This is a genomic window from Ruegeria sp. C11 (assembly GCF_056537725.1).
Genome location: NZ_JBQFSB010000011.1, coordinates 145,524 through 163,001 on the forward strand (window position 1 = coordinate 145,524; position 17,478 = coordinate 163,001).

Genomic DNA, 17,478 nt, shown 5'->3' on the forward strand with positions numbered 1-17,478 from the left:
AATCCGGCAACCGGAATCGACATTTATTAACTGAAAATATCGAATTTCCGGACCCGCACCCGGGATTTCATCATGAACCCGAATGAAAACAGCAGGCGGTGCAACAGTGGTCCGTTCCGCTTGAGCCAAAGCTGTTTTTCCGTGTCCGGCATAATCTCAGCTTCGAAATATGCCTCAGGCAAGAACACTGCACCAGTTACGCATTTTATGAACAGGCCTAAACGGCGGAAAGGGTTGGCGGTCTTCCAGGTCAGCTTTTCCGGCAGCTTCAGTTGGGTTTCCGGATTGATCGGCCGCAGAAGCCTGATCTTCTCAGGACTGAGCGGCAATCCCAGAGAAACTTTTGCTGCTGCGGCCAATCTCGTAACAAGCGAACCGTTGATTTTGAGACACGCGACGCTATCAGGTTCTGCCCAGGGATTGGATTGTATGAGAGCGATCTTTTCACCCAGCAGCTTTCGCAAAACCGTTGATGTCACTTCGTGATCTACCGGATCAGACGTCTTTTGTTCGGTCAGCCCCTTTAGCCAACCTTTATCAAACGAATTTCGCGGCACCAGATCCATGACATCAACCCCAGACTGACATGCAGGAAGAAGCGTGGAAAAGTACCAATCGAGTTCACGGTTAAAGGCTCGATAGTCTGAAATGGCAAGATTTTTGAAGTTGTAGCTCAGTGGGTGAATTTCTTCGTTCCCGACAAACGAGCGAACCAATTCGTCGCTTGCCTGCTTCTGTTCAAAACAGAATTCCATTATTTTGCGAAGGGTTGCTACCGGTTCGGCAATCAGCGCCTCGTGGGAAATTGGCAGGATGCGATCAGGCTGCGCCTGACACGCTGCAAGCGCAGCCTCATTCATGGTGCGCCAGTACATTAGCTGCTTTTGGGAATAGGGCAGGTCAAAAAATTCAGCCGTGTCCATTCCGGTTTCTTTTGCAAAGCGGTGAGTGTCAGACGGATGAAATTCACCACCAAAGAAATCGAACGCGGGCAGTGCGGAATCGATGACCGAGCAGGGGTTCTTGAAAACAAAGACAAATTTGGCATCCGGCCAAACATTCAAAAAATATTCAATCCGCCCGCAGGCCCGATCGAATTTAATAAGTGACGGAGAAGTCCCTATATCAAGATCTGCCACGAAATTGTTCAGCGCCGGGTCGTCATGTGCCCGGGTAAACATGGGCGCGCGCGTGTGTGCGTAAATACCGGCGGGTGAAAGCTCCGTGGTTCTTTGGACCGTATCTTCGGTACAGTCGCTGATTGAGTTTCGCAGAAAGGGTTCAAAGAAAATTCCCGGCTCAGCATCAAAACGCTCGTATGCCTTGGCCATGAACCGGAACAATGCAGTAGTACCCGAGCGCCCCACACCAAAGATCACGACATCCGTGCCACTCTGCTTTGCTGGATTACTCACTATTTGATTTTCCATTTGCTGACCGTCGCCTGTATTTGCAGTGTGTCAAACATTCAAATCGGGACGGCTGACAAATTCCATTAGGAACGTGTTTTGAAGTGCCGGATGTGGGAAACGTTCTGCGGCAAGCGACATCCGTTCCAGGAACTGCCGCATCGCGTTGCTGGTTGAAAAGCCGCCGGGCTCAATCACCGAGATTGTTTCCGGAAGCCGATGGAAGATAGCGCCATTGAGATAAAGTTCCTGATTCAATCCAAGATCAGCCATCTGCAGACTTGTATCAAACGGAAACCGACGGAGCCATTCTGTTCGAGCATATTCAGATTGGTGGCAAAATGTCATGCCACGTGAAATCTGTGTGCGATGGGTATGGGGTCGGGTTTCATTCATGTACCGGGCATCGCCATAGACAACGTCGTGCAGCCCGAGGGATTGTTTGACAAGGCCAAGTGTATTTTCATCAGAAAACGTATCCCCCGAATTCAGAAACACCACGTATTCCTGCGAGGCTTTCGCGACCCCCAGATTCATCGCATCGAACAGGCCCTTGTCCTGCCCGATTATGGAAATGTCGGGTTTGCGACTGGATTGTTCGGCCAATTCCAGTGAGCCATCAGTGGAGCCGCCATCGACAAAAATCCATTGAAAATCAGTCATGGTTTGCGAACTGATCGACCGAATGGTTCGTTCAAGGCCGGCACAGTTGTTCAGATTGATCGTAATGATCGTCACGGTCCCGGTGCCCATTGCAGAACTGGAATGTCGTTGAAAATCGGACACAAGGCTATCGTTCAGCAGATCTTTCAACGCCACCTTCTTGGAAAAGATATTGGATTGGCGCGCAGACAAAAAACCGGCGATGCAAATCTCGGCGTTGGGATTGCATCCAACTTGCCAGCCGTGTTCTAGGAAATCGTGCAGGGTCAGATGGCTCGCGACACCGTAGCGATTTTTGTAATGGTCGACGTCAAAATATGAATTCGGCGCGATCGGTCTGTCTTTGACCAGCTCGCACCATCGCGAAATTGACGTAGCACGAGAGATTCCGGTCCAGCCAAGTTGTGCATTTACATGACCGTCATCATAGTGCTCGCACTTGTCATAATAGAGGATCAGCTCTTCCATTTCAGGCGGCGGCAGCGGATTTTCCATGGGCTTGGCTGGCATCACGGTCTTACCTGTCAGAAAGAAAGCGCTTTTTATTACGCGCCATGACGATGGGCCGCGTGTATACATATGAGGGAAGACTTGCAATCCTTCTGGCCAACACCATCGGTTTTGGAGAAAACTGTTGCCATGATTTCAAAATGGCTCAGGGGAGTGGTGGGCAAGCCGCTTATGGGAACGCGGCGCCATCCGTTTCCCGCAATTGCGCCCGAGCGGCCATTCTATGCCATCGGAGATGTGCATGGTCGGTTGGATCTGCTGCAACAATTGCTTACGCGTCTTGAACCCTCTCATCCGTTGGTCTTTGTCGGCGATTATATCGACCGAGGGGATTATGGCGCCCAGGTTCTGCGTCATCTTCAATATCTTGACGAAAAAAGCAGTCGCACAGTGTTTTGCCTGATGGGAAATCATGAAGACATGCTGCTACGATTTCTGGATGAGCCCCAACAGAACGCTCAGCCTTGGATGTGGAATGGTGGCTTCGAGACCCTGACGTCCTTCGGGGTCAAGTGCTCTCCGAACGAAATGGCAGGTGAGAAGGCAAGACGTGTTGCCGGACAGCTGCGCGATGCGATGGGAGAAACTATGTTGGAGTGGGTACGGGCGCGTCCGCTGACATGGAGCAGCGGCAATGTAACTGCCGTGCATGCGGCCCTTGATCCGACCCGGCCAGTTTCCGCGCAGGAGCGGCAGGTTTGTCTTTGGGGGCGCGGAGACGGGTTTCGGCGGCCACGACAGGACGGGCGGTGGGTTATTCACGGCCACACGATTGTTGACGCTCCGAGTTTCGGCGACGGGATCATTTCCATTGATACCGGCGCCTTCGCAACCGGCAGGTTGACCGCCGCCGAAATTTTCGACGGCGGTGTTCGCTTCGTAATGACAGACTAGCGAACAGCGGCGGCGTGATCGATTGGTGTCAGCGCCGCCTTATCCGACGATCATCTGCTTCATGCGCAGGGCCTCATATTCCAGCTCGTTCAACCGGAATTGCACCACATCGCCAATCGTGACGACACCGCTGAGGTTGCCGTCTTTCACAACAGGCATGTGGCGGAAACGCCCCTCTGTCATGCGCTTGAGGATATCCATCAGCAGGTCATCCGGCGCGCAGGTGTGCACATCCCGCGTCATCAGATCCTCGACCGACTGGGGCAGGGTTTGACCCGGTGTGTCTGCCATGCGCCGCACGATGTCACGTTCGGACAAAATTCCCTGCAGCGCCCCGTTCTGATCCGTGACGACAACTGCACCAATGTGCTTTTCCTTCAAAATCTCGACGACAGAGTGAATGGTGTCGTTCGGACGGACGGCAAACACCGCATCTCCCTTGCCTTCCAGCAGTTTTGCCACGGTGGTCTGTGTGTGCGACAAATTCGAGTCGGTCGACTGGCTGTAGGTCGTCGACTCGGCCTTGTCGCCCCGCATGGGTGACTGGTAAGAGCTTGGGGCCATGGGCGGTCTCCTCCTTTACCGGATATGGCTTTCCCTTCTACCTTAACGCAGGTAACTGGCCTGTATAGTGCGCAAATGCGCCACCCCGGCAACTAAACCCGCAATGCGAGGAAACTCAGTATCTTGGACGGCCTGTTTCTGACACCTTTGACCGGCGCGCTGATTGTGTTTGTGGTCGTTGTCTGCGGCCACCGTTTCCGCCTGACTTGGAAAGAACAGACGCCCGGCTGGCAAAGACGCGCCTGGATATTCGGAGTGCCGGCTGCAATCGGCCTTTTGGCGCTGGCGTTTCTGCCTTTGAGGTATTGATGTCGGTTTGACTCCGGGCAGAGGCGCTGGCATACGCCGCACACAGTATTCCCGGAGGTCGCCTGATGCGCAAACTGCCAGTTCTGGCCCTGATCCTGTTCGTTTCCGGCTGTCTTTTCGACGAAGAGCCCGAGGTCGTTCGCCTGTCGGGCGAGACGATGGGAACCACCTACAATATCACTGCGATTGGTACGGACTTGGACGCTGAAGCGCTGGGTCAGGCAGTCGAGGATACACTCGCCTCAGTTAATGCAAAAATGTCGAACTGGGACCCAAATTCCGAAGTTTCGACCTTTTCCGCCAGCACCCAGACAACTCCAGTACAGGTGTCTGATGAATTCGCACTGGTAATGGATGCCGCCAATGAGGTGCATGACAAAAGCGGTGGCACATTCGACGTAACCCTGGGACCGCTGATCGAGCTGTGGGGATTCGGGCCGCGTGAACCTGATGATCCGGTGCCTGCAGATGCGGATATCGCCGCAGCGTTGGAGCGCGTGGGGCAAAGCAGGCTGCTATCGCTCGACAAAGATGCCGGAACGCTGGCGAAATCCGATGCCGGGGTTGGTATTAACCTGTCGGCCATCGCCAAGGGGTACGGAATTGACGCCATTGCAGGTACGCTTCAGGCGGCAGGGATCGAAGATTATCTGGTCGAAATTGGCGGTGATCTGGTTGCGCGCGGCGAGAACGACAAGGGTGAAAACTGGCGGATCGGAATTGAAAAACCAGAAACCGGTTCGCAAACCCTGCAACTCATCGTTTCGCTTGATGACATCGGCATGGCAACCTCGGGCGATTACAAGAACTTCTTCGAACAGGATGGCATTCGCTATTCCCATATTATCGACCCGACGACCGGCAGACCGATCACGCATCGCACAACCTCTGTCACGGTTCTGGCCGACAGTGCCATGATGGCCGATGCCTGGGCTACGGCCATGCTGGCCCTTGGTCAGGAAGAGGGGATGAAGGTGGCGGAAGAGAATAAACTTGCCGTGTTCTTCATCTCTCGGGATGTGACAGGCGGAGAAGATGCCTATATCACCGTACACAGCAGCGCGTTCAAGGATGCGCTTGGAACCAACTGACAGGTAGGAACCGGGATGAGCACGTTTCTTTTGGCTTTTGTACTGTTGCTGATCATTGTGGTTGGAATGTCATTGGGTGTCATGCTGATGGGCAAGACGATCAAGGGCAGCTGCGGCGGCCTGAATGCGATTTCGGGCGCCGATAAATGCGTGGTCTGCCAAAAGGATATCGACCCTGACAGCCCATTGCGTGACAAACTGCAATGTCCGCGCGCGAAGAAGATGATGCAGCAGATGGAAAGTTGAATCCGCTCCCTGCAAATTGAGGCTTCGCTGCCCGGGAATTTCCCGATAAGTTAGCATGTGAAGGAAATTTGCAAGGGTCCGGGACTATGGCCAAAACCAGGAATATCCTGTTCATCATGTTCGACCAGCTTCGCTGGGATTACCTGAGTTGCTACGGCCATCCGCATCTTCATACCCCAAATATCGATCGCTTGGCGGCCAGGGGGGTTCGATTCAACAGAGCGTATATACAGTCACCGATCTGCGGCAGTTCGCGCATGTCCACCTATACCGGTCGGTATGTGCATTCCCATGGGGCGTCATGGAACGGAATTCCGCTGAAAGTTGGTGAAACGACCATGGGGGACCATCTGCGCAAGGCAGGGATGGGGTGCTGGCTGGTCGGAAAAACCCATATGCGCGCCGATGCGGAAGGTATGGAGAGACTGGGTCTGGAACCCGACAGCCTGATTGGCGCCCGGGTGGCGGAATGCGGCTTTGACGTATTTGAACGCGATGATGGCATGCTGCCCGAAGGTCCGGATGGGTACTATGACCCAGATGGCGCCAAGGAATACAACAAATACCTGAAAGCCAAGGGGTATGAGAGCGACAATCCCTGGCACGACTTTGCCAACTCTGGTCTGGATGCGGATGGGAATGTTCTGTCGGGTTGGTTCCTGAAAAACTCCCACGAGCCCGCGAATATCGCGGAAGAGGATAGTGAAACACCTTATCTGACCAGTCGCGGGATGGCCTTTATGGAACAACACGAGGGGCCGTGGTGCTGTCACCTGAGTTACATCAAACCCCACTGGCCCTATGTTGTACCAGAACCTTATGCGTCGATGTTTGGTCCGGAACATGTGCTTCCGGTTGTCCGCTCGGAAACCGAGCGGGATCAAGCCCACCCGGTTCTCAAGGCGTTCATGGACACCAAGGTTGGTCAGGCGTTTTCGCGGCAGGACGTGCGCGAGGCGGTGATCCCTGCCTATATGGGCCTGATCAAGCAGGCCGATGACCAGATGGGCCGTTTGTTTGACTGGATGGAAAAAACGGGCCGGATGGATGACACGATGATCGTGCTTACCTCGGATCACGGCGACTTTCTGGGCGATCACTGGTTGGGGGAAAAAACGTTCTTTCACGACGCCTCGACCAAAGTGCCTCTGATCATCTATGATCCGTCACCCGAGGCTGACGCGACCCGAGGCACCGTCTGCGATGCGCTTGTCGAATCCATCGATCTGGTGCCCACATTTGTCGACGTTGCAGAGGGTGAAGTTGCCAGTCACGTTCTGGAAGGGCATTCCCTGCAGCCAATCCTGCACGGAAACGCAGATGCGACGCCCCGCGACTATGTGATTTGTGAATATGACTATTCGGCCTCTCCGGTGGCCGACATGCTGGATGCCTCGGTCCGGGATGCGGTGATGTTTATGGTCGCTAACAAGAAATGGAAGCTGATCCATTGCGAAGGCGGGCATCGGCCCATCCTGTTCGATCTGGAAAACGACCCCGATGAGTTAACCGATCTGGGCGAAAGCCACGGGCATTCTGGTGTTATTGCAGAGATGTATGAGCACCTGTTCGAATGGACGCGCCGCCAGTCACAACGCACGACCCGGTCCGAGCAACAACTGATCGAGATGCGAACCAAAAGCCGGGGCAGGGGCGTTGTAGTGGGTGTTTACGACGAAAATGACGCGCCACTTGAGTTGACCGTCAAGTACCGCAATCGCACCGCGCGCGCATATCGGGACATCCTTGACAATGGCTGAGGTTCAGCTGCGACGCGCCTTCCATTGGACATACCGCTCCATGCCGCGTTCCAGCAGACCGGGTGGTTTTCCTTCGTCCAATTGAAGTTTGCCGCCGCCGGCACGGTACATCTCGGCAAATATGTCCAGAACTTTGGATTTGACCATTCCGCGCAGCGGAACATGGGCCATCATGCCATATGTTGCGGCACCACCGGATTTTGCCAGCGACGGATCAGCGCGTACCGCCTGAACCGCATTGGCCAGGTCGATCAGATATTCATCCACTACCTCCAGATGTTTGGCGGTGACCATGCAGTGGATGCCGTCGGGATTCTGTACACGGTTTACGTTCCAGCCAAAGTTCTCAAGCTGATCGGCCACCGCGTAGATGCTCAATCTTTGATCCGTTGAGCCATAGGCCAGCAGCGGCCCCTGCGGGTTTCCGAGAATTTTCAGCCCGTTGATGCCAGCAATCCCAGCCTTCAGCTTTTCCACGGCTTCTGTCGTGTCGCGGGCTAGTTTTCGATAACCATCCTCGCCAAATTTCTGCATCACCGCCCAGGCTGCGGCGTAAGCTCCACCGGGTCGCGTACCCAGTAGCGCAGGTGAGGCGAAAACGCCTCCCGGCCAGTCCTGATGGACAAACATCTGGTTTTTCAGCAAGTCGAGATGGCGATAAAGGATCGTTGATGCCCCCTTGGCTGCATAGCCGTATTTGTGCAGGTCGGCCGATATAGACGTGACGCCGGGCACGCGGAAATCCCAGTCGGGCAAGTCAACGCCGTTTTTCTCCATGAATGGCAGGATCAGCCCGCCCACACAGGCATCCACGTGCAGCGGGATGCCCTTGGATTGTGCGATCTGCCCCATGGCCGCAATCGGATCAATGGTGCCATGGGGATATTCAGGGGCTGAGCCCAGTATCATCACCGTACCCGCATTAATCATGCGCCCGAGTTTGGAGATATCGGTGGCGCAGTTTTCATCCATCGGCAACAATCGCGCCTTGACGCCGAAATATTCGGCAGCCTTGAACCAGGCGACATGCGCTGTCTTCGGGATGATCATGTTGGGCTTTGTGACCTTGCGCGTCTTCCGCGCCATGTCTCGATAAGCCTTGACGGCCATCAGACAACTTTCGGTGCCGCCTGCCGTGACGACTCCGCAGGTGTCCGGCCCGCCATGCAACAGCCCGGCCATGGTCGAAATGATCTCTGTCTCCATGCGCTTCAAACTTTGAAACGCGGCCGGGTTCAGCCCGTTGGCAGATGAAAAGGTACTGTATGCCTTTGCCGTAAAGGCATCGTGTTCATCATTCAGATGATAGACAAGGCTCCACGTTCGGCCGGCCTTATAGTTCGGGTCATCCTCGGCAAAGGTTTGAAGATGTTCCAGAACCTCGTCTTCGGGGCGTCCATGTTCGGGAAGCTTCAGGTGGCTCATATCCTATCCTTTCCCCGCCAGCACCAGGGCAAGCGATATTCCCAGGTAATTTCCGATCGCAAATCCCAGAATTCCGGTTGCCATGCCCGACATCAGAACAGCCGGATTTTTCAGGCTTCGCGATACCATCGGCACAAAAGCCGGTGACATGACCGCCGCCACGGAAGTGATTAGAAACGTATCCCGATCAATCCGCGCCAACCTCGCCAGCAGCATGTGCAGGCCAAAGCTGCCAAAAGTCGCGGCAAGCACAAAGATCAGGACAGACAGATTGATGTCCTTCAATGCTGTCAGATCCATGGATGCGGCCACACAGAACGAAAACACGTAGATCAGATACATACCCATATGAGGCGCCGCGCGATTAAGGCGCAGAATCGGAAGGAATGATCCGCAAATACCCAGCGTCGTCAGCAGTACGATGGTCAGAATCTGGGGGTTGCCAAAGGGCAGGACAGGGGCAAGAGCGACAGCGATACCGACACAGACAGCAGCCGCAATCAGGGCGATCACGCCCTGGACAACCAAGTTACCTGATTGAGGGGATACCGAATCCGATTGTTTTAATTGTTCCGAACCGCCGTCGGAGAACGGTGCGAAAAACCGGCTTAACATGGTTGGTATGACGGTCAGGACAAGCAGCAGGTAAACCGTACCGACCACGGTATCGACTGTTGCGAACAACAAATAGCGGGCTTCGGGAATGCCTAGCGCCAGCTTGATTGCTCCCATATTGGCGATGCCGCCCGTGTACATACCAACGGCCATTCCCGATAGCTGTTCGGCATTCGTCAAACCCTGAGTTCTGAACAGGAAGAACAAAAGAGCGGCGACGCATGTAACTGACACGACCGCCAGCGCCATGGAAACCATGGCCGAGCCCGCTACGCGCGTCCATGCCCTTACATCGACCCCGAACAGAAGCAGTGGCAGTGCAAGACCCAGGCTTGCCTCCATCACCGAGTTGCGAATGTCCTGAGCGCTTTCAGGTATCAGCCCTGACAGACCCAGTAGCAGTCCAATTGCATAGCACAGGACAATTGGCCCCAGCTTTGCCGCAAACGAAGAGCGCAGGGTCAGAAAAACCAGCGCTGCCGGCGCAGCAAAAAAAATCAATGCGAACGTGATTTGAACCGACGACAAGTCTGCCCCTCCCTGAGAGCCGAGACTAATCGCCGCTATCATGATGGCGCAAGATAGCCTGACGTGAGGTTTTAAGGCTGAATCGCACAGCTTGCGGTCGGGAATTCCTGACCTTTAGAGGCTATGAAAAACTCAGTCCGCCAGCGACACCCACAGCACACGGGCGTCTTCTTCGCTTGTGGAAACGCATCCGTGGCCCATCCCGCTGTCGTAATAGACCGAATCCCCCGCTTTCATCGGGAGCGGGCGATAATGCTCTGTGTAAAGCGTAAGTTCACCGCTGATTACAAACATGAACTCTTCGCCCTTGTGGCGGACCCAACTGTCAAATTCCGTCACATCTCGTGATTTGATCGTGCTGATATAGGGCAGCATCCGTTTGCTGGTCAGTTCGTTGCACAGCAGTTCGTGATCATAGGTCCGCGTGACCTGATGTTCACCTTCACCTGAGCGGGTATAGTCGCGGCGCCCTGAAATATCGCTTTTTGCCGATTGAACAAACAACTGAGGGGTCTCCAGTTCCAGCGTCTGCATCAGTCGGCGGATGATTTCAAAACTTGGGCGCGTCTGATTGTTTTCGATCTTTGACAGAGTGGAGCGCCCGATCGCTGCCGCCTTGGCAGTCTCTTCCAGCGTTAGGCCTTTTTCCCGGCGTGCATCGCGGATCATCTTGCCCAGAACCTCACCGTCCGGTGCCTCAGCTGTTTCTGATGCAAGACCTGCGTCTTCTATCTGAACGGGTTCCATTGCGAATAATCTCCTGACTTTCAGGCAGAATAGCTTTGTTCCCTATTGTGGTCAAAGTTTCCCTTCGGGGCGAGCTTGAACAAACTAAGGGAATGTCGCGTGCGCTTCGTCAACCATTCCCAAGTCGCCATCGACATCGTAAAAAAGCTTGGTGCGGGTGGAGGGCAATGAACAGTCCGACCAGCACAATCCGAAGTGTTCCATAGCGTCCGCTGTTCCCCTTTATTTCAGACAGTTATCGTCTTGGTGTTGTTCCGGGTTGTTCCAAGATGCTCCCTTATATTCAAGATATTGAAGTGGGACTGAAAGTAGGGCCAGTAGGAAGCGGTATTCACCAATGCGTCAAACGAACAAGCTGAGCGGAGCAAAAGTCAGAACTGCCGGGGTCGGTAAATACGGCGATGGCGGTGGGCTGTGTTTGCGGAAGCGAGATGTTAAGAGTGGAAAGTGGGTGCTACTCGTAACGGTTCATGGTCGGCGCAGGGAAATGGAGCTTGGAGCCTATCCTGGTGTATCGCTAAAAGAGGCTAGGTAAGAAGCTGACAAGTGGCGTGCAGTCGTTCGCAAGGGCTTGGATCCAATCAAATAGAGGGACCGGGAACGCAGGCAGGCAGAACTCAATTTGCATCTGCCAAAAGATATTGCCTTGGATGCCTTCGAATCACGAAAGGCCGAACTGAAAGGCGATGGCAAAGCAGGGCGCTGGCATTCGGCCCTTGAACTGCATGTCCTGCCCCACCTCGGGAAAGTTCCAGTTTCCGATATTGATCAAATTGACATAAGGGACACCTTGGTTCCGATTTGGCACAACAAAGCCGAGACCGCCCGAAAGGCAATGGATCGCCTCGAAATATGCCTGAAACATGCTGCGGCCCTTGGCTTGGATGTGGATCTACAAGCGACACTGAAAGCCCGCGCGCTGCTGGGTAAGCAATGCCACAAACCAAAAAAACATCCCGGCGTTACCTTGGGCAGAAGTGCCAGCTTTCTACGCCAGTTTGGATGAGGGCACGACAACCCACCTTGCATTGCGGCTGCTCATCTTGACTGCTGTTCGTTTCGGCCCGCTCCGCAAAGCCCACTTGGACCAATTCGATGGTGACGTTTGGACGATCCCCGCAGAGATCGTTAAGGGACGCAGGGATGCGACCGAAGATTTTCACGTCCCTCTTTCAGATGGAGCGCAGGGGCATAGAAGCCCGACCGCACGGGTTCAGGTCTAGCTTTCGAGATTGGGTTGCAGAGACTACTAACACACCGCACGAGGTTGCGGAGACATGTTTAGGTCACGTTGTGGGCGGCGCTGGTGAGTGCGCCTATAGGCGGACTGACCACTTGGACCAGCGCCGGGTACTAATGCAGCGTTGGGCGGGCTTCGTCACCAAAAAACGGTCAGATATAGTGAGGATTGGTTAATGGCGGAAACCGATGATACCTATCTCGCTGCAAATGGCGATGGCTTGCAACCTTACCGAGACATCGCTGCCAAAATTGGGTGCGACATAAAAATTGTAGTGGTCGCCTTTTCTGGTTTACGCATTCCGGAATGGTCAACTCCAGAACATCAACGAGCTTTGACGAATGCTGCGGGCAAGCTGAACGAGGCCGTTAGGCACGCTGAAAACCTAGTTAGGTCCCTGAATCGCCTATCCAGCAAGGAGCTAAACTTCCTGATCCAAGCTGGAACGATTACACCACAGCAGATTGAGTTTCTGATTCAAGCAATACAGCAAGATGCCGACCAAATGGGCGGCTGGTAAGACGAGCTGCCATCCTCAACGAGCAGAAACCATGCCGCCTACATCGTTTCCGAAGGTACGCGACGTGCCTGAGATACTTCAAACACTTGATATCAGAGCGTTTGCCGCTCCAACAAATCCAGCCCCAGCCACCAAGCTTGCCAGAAGCAAGCAAAGTATTTCCAGTGTACTAAGTTTCATTTTGATCCCCTCCGGAACGCTCCGGACGGCTTAAGTCATCTTACTTGGATGAAAAAGAGTGCCTTGGTTGACGTAGCGGAATGCTGCTGCAGGCACGGCACGTTTTCGCCCATCTGAGAGCTTGCAACGCATGAAGCTGGCGGCATCTCGGCTTTCAGAAGCTTGACCTGTAGCTTTGCTGCATCACAAGACTTCCCTACTACCATTGGGGGGCGACCCCACCCGTGATGAAATTTGCGAGGTCCTAAAAGGCGGCGTTTCGGGGCAACCGGCGCAATTTTGCGCTTGTTGGGTAAATGGGAGAAGAGCATATCTCCCGTATAATTCGGTTCCTCAATTCGAAGATACGTCCCGCCGTCTAGTCGCGGCATGAAAAAGGGCGCACTTATAACAAGCGCGCCCGTTTTCCGGATAAAAATCAAAACAACTGCGCCCAACAAAGAAAATGAGCGCTTACTCGTTAACATCCTCTTTTTGGCCGGTTTTGGTGGCTTGGTCAGTGATGCGGATCACACAAGGCATTGGAAATTTGTGGTGCGAACAGGAATCTAACGTTGAGCAGCGTGGTGCCGAAAAACTGATGCAGAACTATTCGCGGAATTGGCATTGCGCGTACTGCTACAAGCTCATGCCGGAATGGAAGCGTGTAGACGCCCAATTTTGCCGGGAAAGCTGCCGCAAGATGGCTGTTCGGGGTCGGCAAGTGGACAAAAACTCTACTATGGTTCCTAATAATCACCGAAGCGAGCTAATAAAGGAGGCAGGTTTTAGGGCTGCACAGTTATAACGAGGGTTAATCATGGACAACATTGCCTCCATTCTGCTGGGCTTTGGATTGACAACAATTATTGGCGGAGCATATGCTTCGTTGCTTCAGCGAATGTCATGGAAGCATCAGCGAGATGTTGAGCAACTTTCTAGAGCACGAGCAGCTGCTTTAGGGGCTTATGAGACTGTCTCAGCCATGATGGACCGGAGGTTGTTTAGGCTTGAACAGCTGCGATATTGGACAACCAGCGGTGACACGGAACAGTTTGAGAATGCTCTTGGCGAGTATCGGGATATGCTTGCTGATTGGAACTACAACATTAATAGGTTGCTAGCAAAGCAGCAGATTTACCTTGGACAGGAAGTGCGCAAACAATTTCATTACGTGGTGGGTAAGAAGTTTGTGGATTCCGGCAGGGAGCTAGAAGCATTTGTTCGCAAGCGGTTAGCCGGAGAGGACGTAAAAGGCACTGGATCAGTCGAAACCATGACGAAAGAACTTCACAGTGACGTCTACGAGTTCAATCTGAAAATGCTCGAAAAGATTGAGGGCATGTAGAATTTAGCCCGAGAATCCCTAAATATGCCCGTCCGGCACTAATTCCACACAGTGCATTTTTATGCCCCACTGATTGCACTGGGTGTGGAAGCGCTGGCAGTAATCAAGCTTTTCACAAACATTCTCCGTTAACAATGTGTCAACCTTTGCACAGCAACGCAGGGCTTGGAAAAGGCAGATTTAAGGCATCTTTTGGGGGTGTCCGCAAACCGTGTTGGTCCGCTCTGCGGACGTTGTAGCCATTCACGGTCATGTCCCATCGAATGCAAGCCGCCTCAACTGCCGACCTTACTTCGAAACTGGTTTGGTTCATCGAAGCCCACCGCTTGAAGGCGCGAACAAAACTGGGCGGGTCGGGATAAGATGCGCTGCGCGACCCGACGCGCAAAAAACAACTCCGGAAATCCATAATTGCTCCCTCGAGTTACTGGAAACTCTTGAACAACTGCTGAAGCCAAGGGGCTTCAACTCCAGTTCCTTGATACATCGCGTGAAGAAACAGATGAGCCGTCGCCGGATCGCTCATGAACGGAGACATTCGGATACTTCCTTCTTTCGTCTCCTCATTTGCTTCAAAAATCAAATTGTCTTCCTTGATCGTTGCTACAACACGGTTCTCGTCCAGCTTTTCCGGATCAATATCAGTGGGATCTTGTTCCAAGAGGACAAAGTCTGCGAGCTTACCCACCTCAATCGTACCCTTGTCGTCTTCTTCAAAATGTTGCCACGCTGGCCAAATTGTTAGCGCCTTTAAAGCCGTCATGACGTCCACGCGCTGGTGAGGCCCGAGTATGTCCCCCGACCGGGTTCGACGAGTTACAGTCGCATCGAGGATGCGCATGCTATCCGGGAACGCTACAGGCGCATCATGATGTGATCCAAACTTCATTCCCCGCTGGACGAGCCAGCCTGTCGGAGAAATGTTTTCAGCCTTTATCGGGCCCACAGTATGATCGCGGTGCCAATCGCCCCAATAAAATGTGTGCATTGGGAAGACCGATGGGAAAACCCCTAAACGCTTGTAGGCGTCAACCTGATCCTCTCGCATGAACTGTCCGTGAACAAGAACTGGGCGATTTCCAGGGTCACCATAAGCTGCCTGCGCGACCTCAAGTGCCGCAATCAGCATATCTGAGGCGCCCTCGCCATTCGCATGTGTGATAATCTGGAGGCTGTTTTCATAGCACCAGTTCACAGCATCCTGCACTTGCTCCATCGTCACTGCAGCGTAGCCAGCATAACCGGCTGGGTATTCGCCCACCGGATCATAATAAGGGCGATCTCGAAGTGCGGTGAAACCTTGTGGCGATCCGTCAATTGTCAGCTTGCAGCCACCGACACGAATGCCGTCTACGTAGTTCAACGAAGCATTCTCGACGATGTAGGTTTTTGCTTCGAACACGTCGGGAAACGCGACGACATCAATCGGGATTTTCCCTTCAGCGGCCACAGTCTTGAGTGCTTCTACGACTTCCGCAGAAGAGCGACCGTCTTGAGCGGTGGTGTAGCCAAAACTGGCCCATAGTTCAGCGCCAGCTTCCGCGAATGCTAACATCGCTTCCGGACCAAGTTGACTGAGCATTGGTACGAGCGCACCGAAAAACGCGTACTCCTCAAGAACCCCATTTGGTTCGCCATTCGCCTCTCTTTGTATGACACCTCCTGTGGGGTCAGGTGTGGATGCATTAAAACCCACAAGCTCAAGCGCTCTGGAATTAGCAACCCCCAGATGGCCTGACTGGTGCACAATCATGACAGGAAGGTCAGTTGTTACTGCATCCAGATCCTCTCGTGTCGGATGGCGGAGTTCAGCAAGTTGCGCGTTGTCATAACCGAAGCCAATGATGACACCCGATTGTTCGACTGCTTCAGCATTTTCTTCGGCCCAGTTTCGTAATGTATTCTGAAGGCTTGCAATATCGGTGACCTCACCGTCGGGTGGTGCAAGCAGGTTGGCTGACAGCGCTTGTAGTCCTCCAAATACAACATGGCCGTGGCTATCGACAAAGCCAGGAAGCATGGTTCTTCCATTCAGGTCGAAGAGTTCGGTCGCGTCTCCCTGGTTGGTCATAACCTCCGCCAGTTCACCGACAGCCAGAATGCGTCCGTCCTTGACCGCCACAGCCTCAACAGTTTGCTTTTCCTCGTTGATCGTCAGAATTGGACCACCGGTGTAAATTGTGTCGGCAATTTCCTGTGCGGCCGTAGGGCCGGCAACGATTGTAGAGCCAACAAAAAGTAATGAACTTAAAGGCTTAAAAGACATCTACTTGCTCCTTCAATTTGAGCTGATACCGTGTTCGCGGCGGTCCTAATGACTGCCTCTGCTGTCCTCATACTCCTCAATAGGCCTTTGGAAACCGGCCCCTTCATAGCCGTCATAGCTACACACTCTCACGACAATGATTACAAAGAGTGCCATGAGGATTGCTCTGGCAGTCGAGGTTTGCAGCAAGTATTTCATTACTATTTTTTAATAATGCGTCAGTGACTTGGCAAAGAATTTCGGTGGCTTTTCATCCAGCCGGCCAGTAGAGCCTGGGCTGCAGAGCATCTGTAGCTAAACGAGTAAACTCTCTCTGCTGAACCGTTGCGGCTTGGCTCGCTGTAAAGCCAACTCTGGAAAATGTCCGCTTCGGGCTCGATGCAGTCATTCGCTGCGACTCTCACCAGCGACCGCTCTGCGGACGTAGCCGTCGTCCACGGTAACTCAAGCAAGGTCCGCTTCAAGTAGAGCTGCAAGCCGACCGATGCCCAACGTTGGCCAAATCAGCGCTATCGGCTAATCCAAGAGCGGCCCGTTTCCTTCCCCATGCGCCATGTATCTTCCGCTACCTTTTGTTGTCTGGCGCGACCTCGGTACTGGTCGTTCCCACCACGACGTGACTGGTCTTCTCGGCTGGCGAAGAGGCGTCGCGTTTTGCGAATCTGACGCTCACGAACACCGTGAAGCCAGCCATCATAAGGAACAGCGCCCAGTGCAACGCAGAATCCTCGAAGACCGCTGAAACAAGGCTGGCAACTAACGGGCCTGCAATACCTCCGGCAGTCGTGACAAAAAGCATCGTCACTGAGGCTGCAGCGACATAGACGGGGGGCGTTCGGTCCATCGCGTGTGCGACGAGAAGCGAATACATTGTCAGCAAGGCTCCGCCCAGAATCACCATGAGGCCGAGGAATACCGAATGCCAGATTGTTCCGAAAATCGCGTGATAGGCCGATCCGTCACCGCTGCCAACTATCGAGAAATAAAAAAGCAGGGCTGAGGCAATCACTCCGTTGATCAGAATGATGACCCGCCGGTCGTGGCGGTCGGATGCCCACCCGAGCGGGTACATGAAGAGAATCCGTCCGAGATACTGATCCTCCCCCTCTGAAGTGGTCCGCCGTTATGGTTAAGAAAATGGAGGAACCACATGGCGAACAAGCGACCGAAGCCGGAAGAGATTG

General features: G+C 53.7%; 17 protein-coding genes. 9 read left to right on the forward strand and 8 right to left on the reverse strand.

The features are described from left to right. Positions 1-26: 26 nt before the first annotated feature. Together ACR0NA_RS18475 and ACR0NA_RS18480 are read right to left on the reverse strand one after the other, a co-directional pair. Positions 27-1,430 carry a sulfotransferase family protein gene (locus ACR0NA_RS18475; RefSeq protein WP_480731468.1) on the reverse strand — a complete coding sequence of 468 codons (1,404 nt, stop codon included), beginning with the start codon at positions 1,428-1,430 and terminating at the stop codon, positions 27-29. A gap of 30 nt (positions 1,431-1,460) precedes the next feature. Then, positions 1,461-2,582, reverse strand: a complete 1,122-nt coding sequence (locus ACR0NA_RS18480; protein ID WP_480731470.1) for a glycosyltransferase — start codon at positions 2,580-2,582, stop codon at positions 1,461-1,463. Positions 2,583-2,651: 69 nt separating this feature from the next. On the opposite strand from ACR0NA_RS18480, the gene ACR0NA_RS18485 reads away from it, so the two are divergent. Further along, positions 2,652-3,476 carry a metallophosphoesterase gene (locus ACR0NA_RS18485; RefSeq protein ID WP_480731472.1) on the forward strand — a complete coding sequence of 275 codons (825 nt, stop codon included), beginning with the start codon at positions 2,652-2,654 and terminating at the stop codon, positions 3,474-3,476. A 39-nt stretch (positions 3,477-3,515) separates the two neighbouring features. Here the strand turns inward: ACR0NA_RS18485 and ACR0NA_RS18490 are convergent, their stop codons facing one another. Beyond that, positions 3,516-4,040 carry a CBS domain-containing protein gene (locus tag ACR0NA_RS18490; protein WP_480731474.1) on the reverse strand — a complete coding sequence of 175 codons (525 nt, stop codon included), beginning with the start codon at positions 4,038-4,040 and terminating at the stop codon, positions 3,516-3,518. 123 nt (positions 4,041-4,163) lie between these two features. Here ACR0NA_RS18490 and ACR0NA_RS18495 point away from each other — a divergent pair, with 123 nt between their 5' ends. From ACR0NA_RS18495 to ACR0NA_RS18510, 4 genes are all read left to right on the forward strand, one after another. Further along, on the forward strand, positions 4,164-4,349 hold the full coding sequence (locus tag ACR0NA_RS18495; protein WP_480731476.1) for a hypothetical protein: 186 nt from the start codon (positions 4,164-4,166) through the stop codon (positions 4,347-4,349). 65 nt (positions 4,350-4,414) lie between these two features. Next, positions 4,415-5,440 carry an FAD:protein FMN transferase gene (locus ACR0NA_RS18500; RefSeq protein WP_480731478.1) on the forward strand — a complete coding sequence of 342 codons (1,026 nt, stop codon included), beginning with the start codon at positions 4,415-4,417 and terminating at the stop codon, positions 5,438-5,440. A 15-nt stretch (positions 5,441-5,455) separates the two neighbouring features. Continuing rightward, entirely contained in the window at positions 5,456-5,686 is a 231-nt protein-coding gene (gene nqrM, locus ACR0NA_RS18505) for a (Na+)-NQR maturation NqrM (protein ID WP_480450345.1), read from the forward strand. A gap of 86 nt (positions 5,687-5,772) precedes the next feature. Further along, positions 5,773-7,446, forward strand: a complete 1,674-nt coding sequence (locus ACR0NA_RS18510) for a sulfatase-like hydrolase/transferase (RefSeq protein WP_480731480.1) — start codon at positions 5,773-5,775, stop codon at positions 7,444-7,446. 3 nt (positions 7,447-7,449) lie between these two features. Here the strand turns inward: ACR0NA_RS18510 and ACR0NA_RS18515 are convergent, their stop codons facing one another. The 3 genes from ACR0NA_RS18515 to ACR0NA_RS18525 all read right to left on the reverse strand — a co-directional run bounded on the left by ACR0NA_RS18515 (position 7,450) and on the right by ACR0NA_RS18525 (position 10,761). After that, complete coding sequence (locus ACR0NA_RS18515; RefSeq protein ID WP_480731482.1) at positions 7,450-8,871, reverse strand: pyridoxal phosphate-dependent decarboxylase family protein; 1,422 nt, start codon at positions 8,869-8,871, stop codon at positions 7,450-7,452. Between the two features lie 3 nt (positions 8,872-8,874). Then, complete coding sequence (locus ACR0NA_RS18520; protein WP_480731484.1) at positions 8,875-10,014, reverse strand: DUF819 family protein; 1,140 nt, start codon at positions 10,012-10,014, stop codon at positions 8,875-8,877. A gap of 132 nt (positions 10,015-10,146) precedes the next feature. Then, positions 10,147-10,761, reverse strand: coding sequence for a cupin domain-containing protein (locus tag ACR0NA_RS18525; protein ID WP_170652901.1), 615 nt, complete (start codon positions 10,759-10,761; stop codon positions 10,147-10,149). A gap of 337 nt (positions 10,762-11,098) precedes the next feature. Here ACR0NA_RS18525 and ACR0NA_RS18530 point away from each other — a divergent pair, with 337 nt between their 5' ends. From ACR0NA_RS18530 to ACR0NA_RS18545, 4 genes are all read left to right on the forward strand, one after another. Beyond that, entirely contained in the window at positions 11,099-11,296 is a 198-nt protein-coding gene (locus tag ACR0NA_RS18530; protein ID WP_480731487.1) for an integrase arm-type DNA-binding domain-containing protein, read from the forward strand. Between the two features lie 87 nt (positions 11,297-11,383). After that, positions 11,384-11,767, forward strand: a complete 384-nt coding sequence (locus tag ACR0NA_RS18535) for a phage integrase central domain-containing protein (RefSeq protein WP_480731489.1) — start codon at positions 11,384-11,386, stop codon at positions 11,765-11,767. Between the two features lie 409 nt (positions 11,768-12,176). Beyond that, positions 12,177-12,521 carry a hypothetical protein gene (locus ACR0NA_RS18540; RefSeq protein ID WP_480731491.1) on the forward strand — a complete coding sequence of 115 codons (345 nt, stop codon included), beginning with the start codon at positions 12,177-12,179 and terminating at the stop codon, positions 12,519-12,521. Positions 12,522-13,500: 979 nt separating this feature from the next. Further along, entirely contained in the window at positions 13,501-14,028 is a 528-nt protein-coding gene (locus ACR0NA_RS18545; protein ID WP_480731493.1) for a hypothetical protein, read from the forward strand. A gap of 424 nt (positions 14,029-14,452) precedes the next feature. Here the strand turns inward: ACR0NA_RS18545 and ACR0NA_RS18550 are convergent, their stop codons facing one another. Beyond that, positions 14,453-16,294, reverse strand: a complete 1,842-nt coding sequence (locus tag ACR0NA_RS18550) for an amidohydrolase (protein WP_480731495.1) — start codon at positions 16,292-16,294, stop codon at positions 14,453-14,455. A gap of 565 nt (positions 16,295-16,859) precedes the next feature. Then, complete coding sequence (locus tag ACR0NA_RS18555; protein WP_480731497.1) at positions 16,860-17,375, reverse strand: MFS transporter; 516 nt, start codon at positions 17,373-17,375, stop codon at positions 16,860-16,862. Positions 17,376-17,478 lie beyond the last annotated feature (103 nt).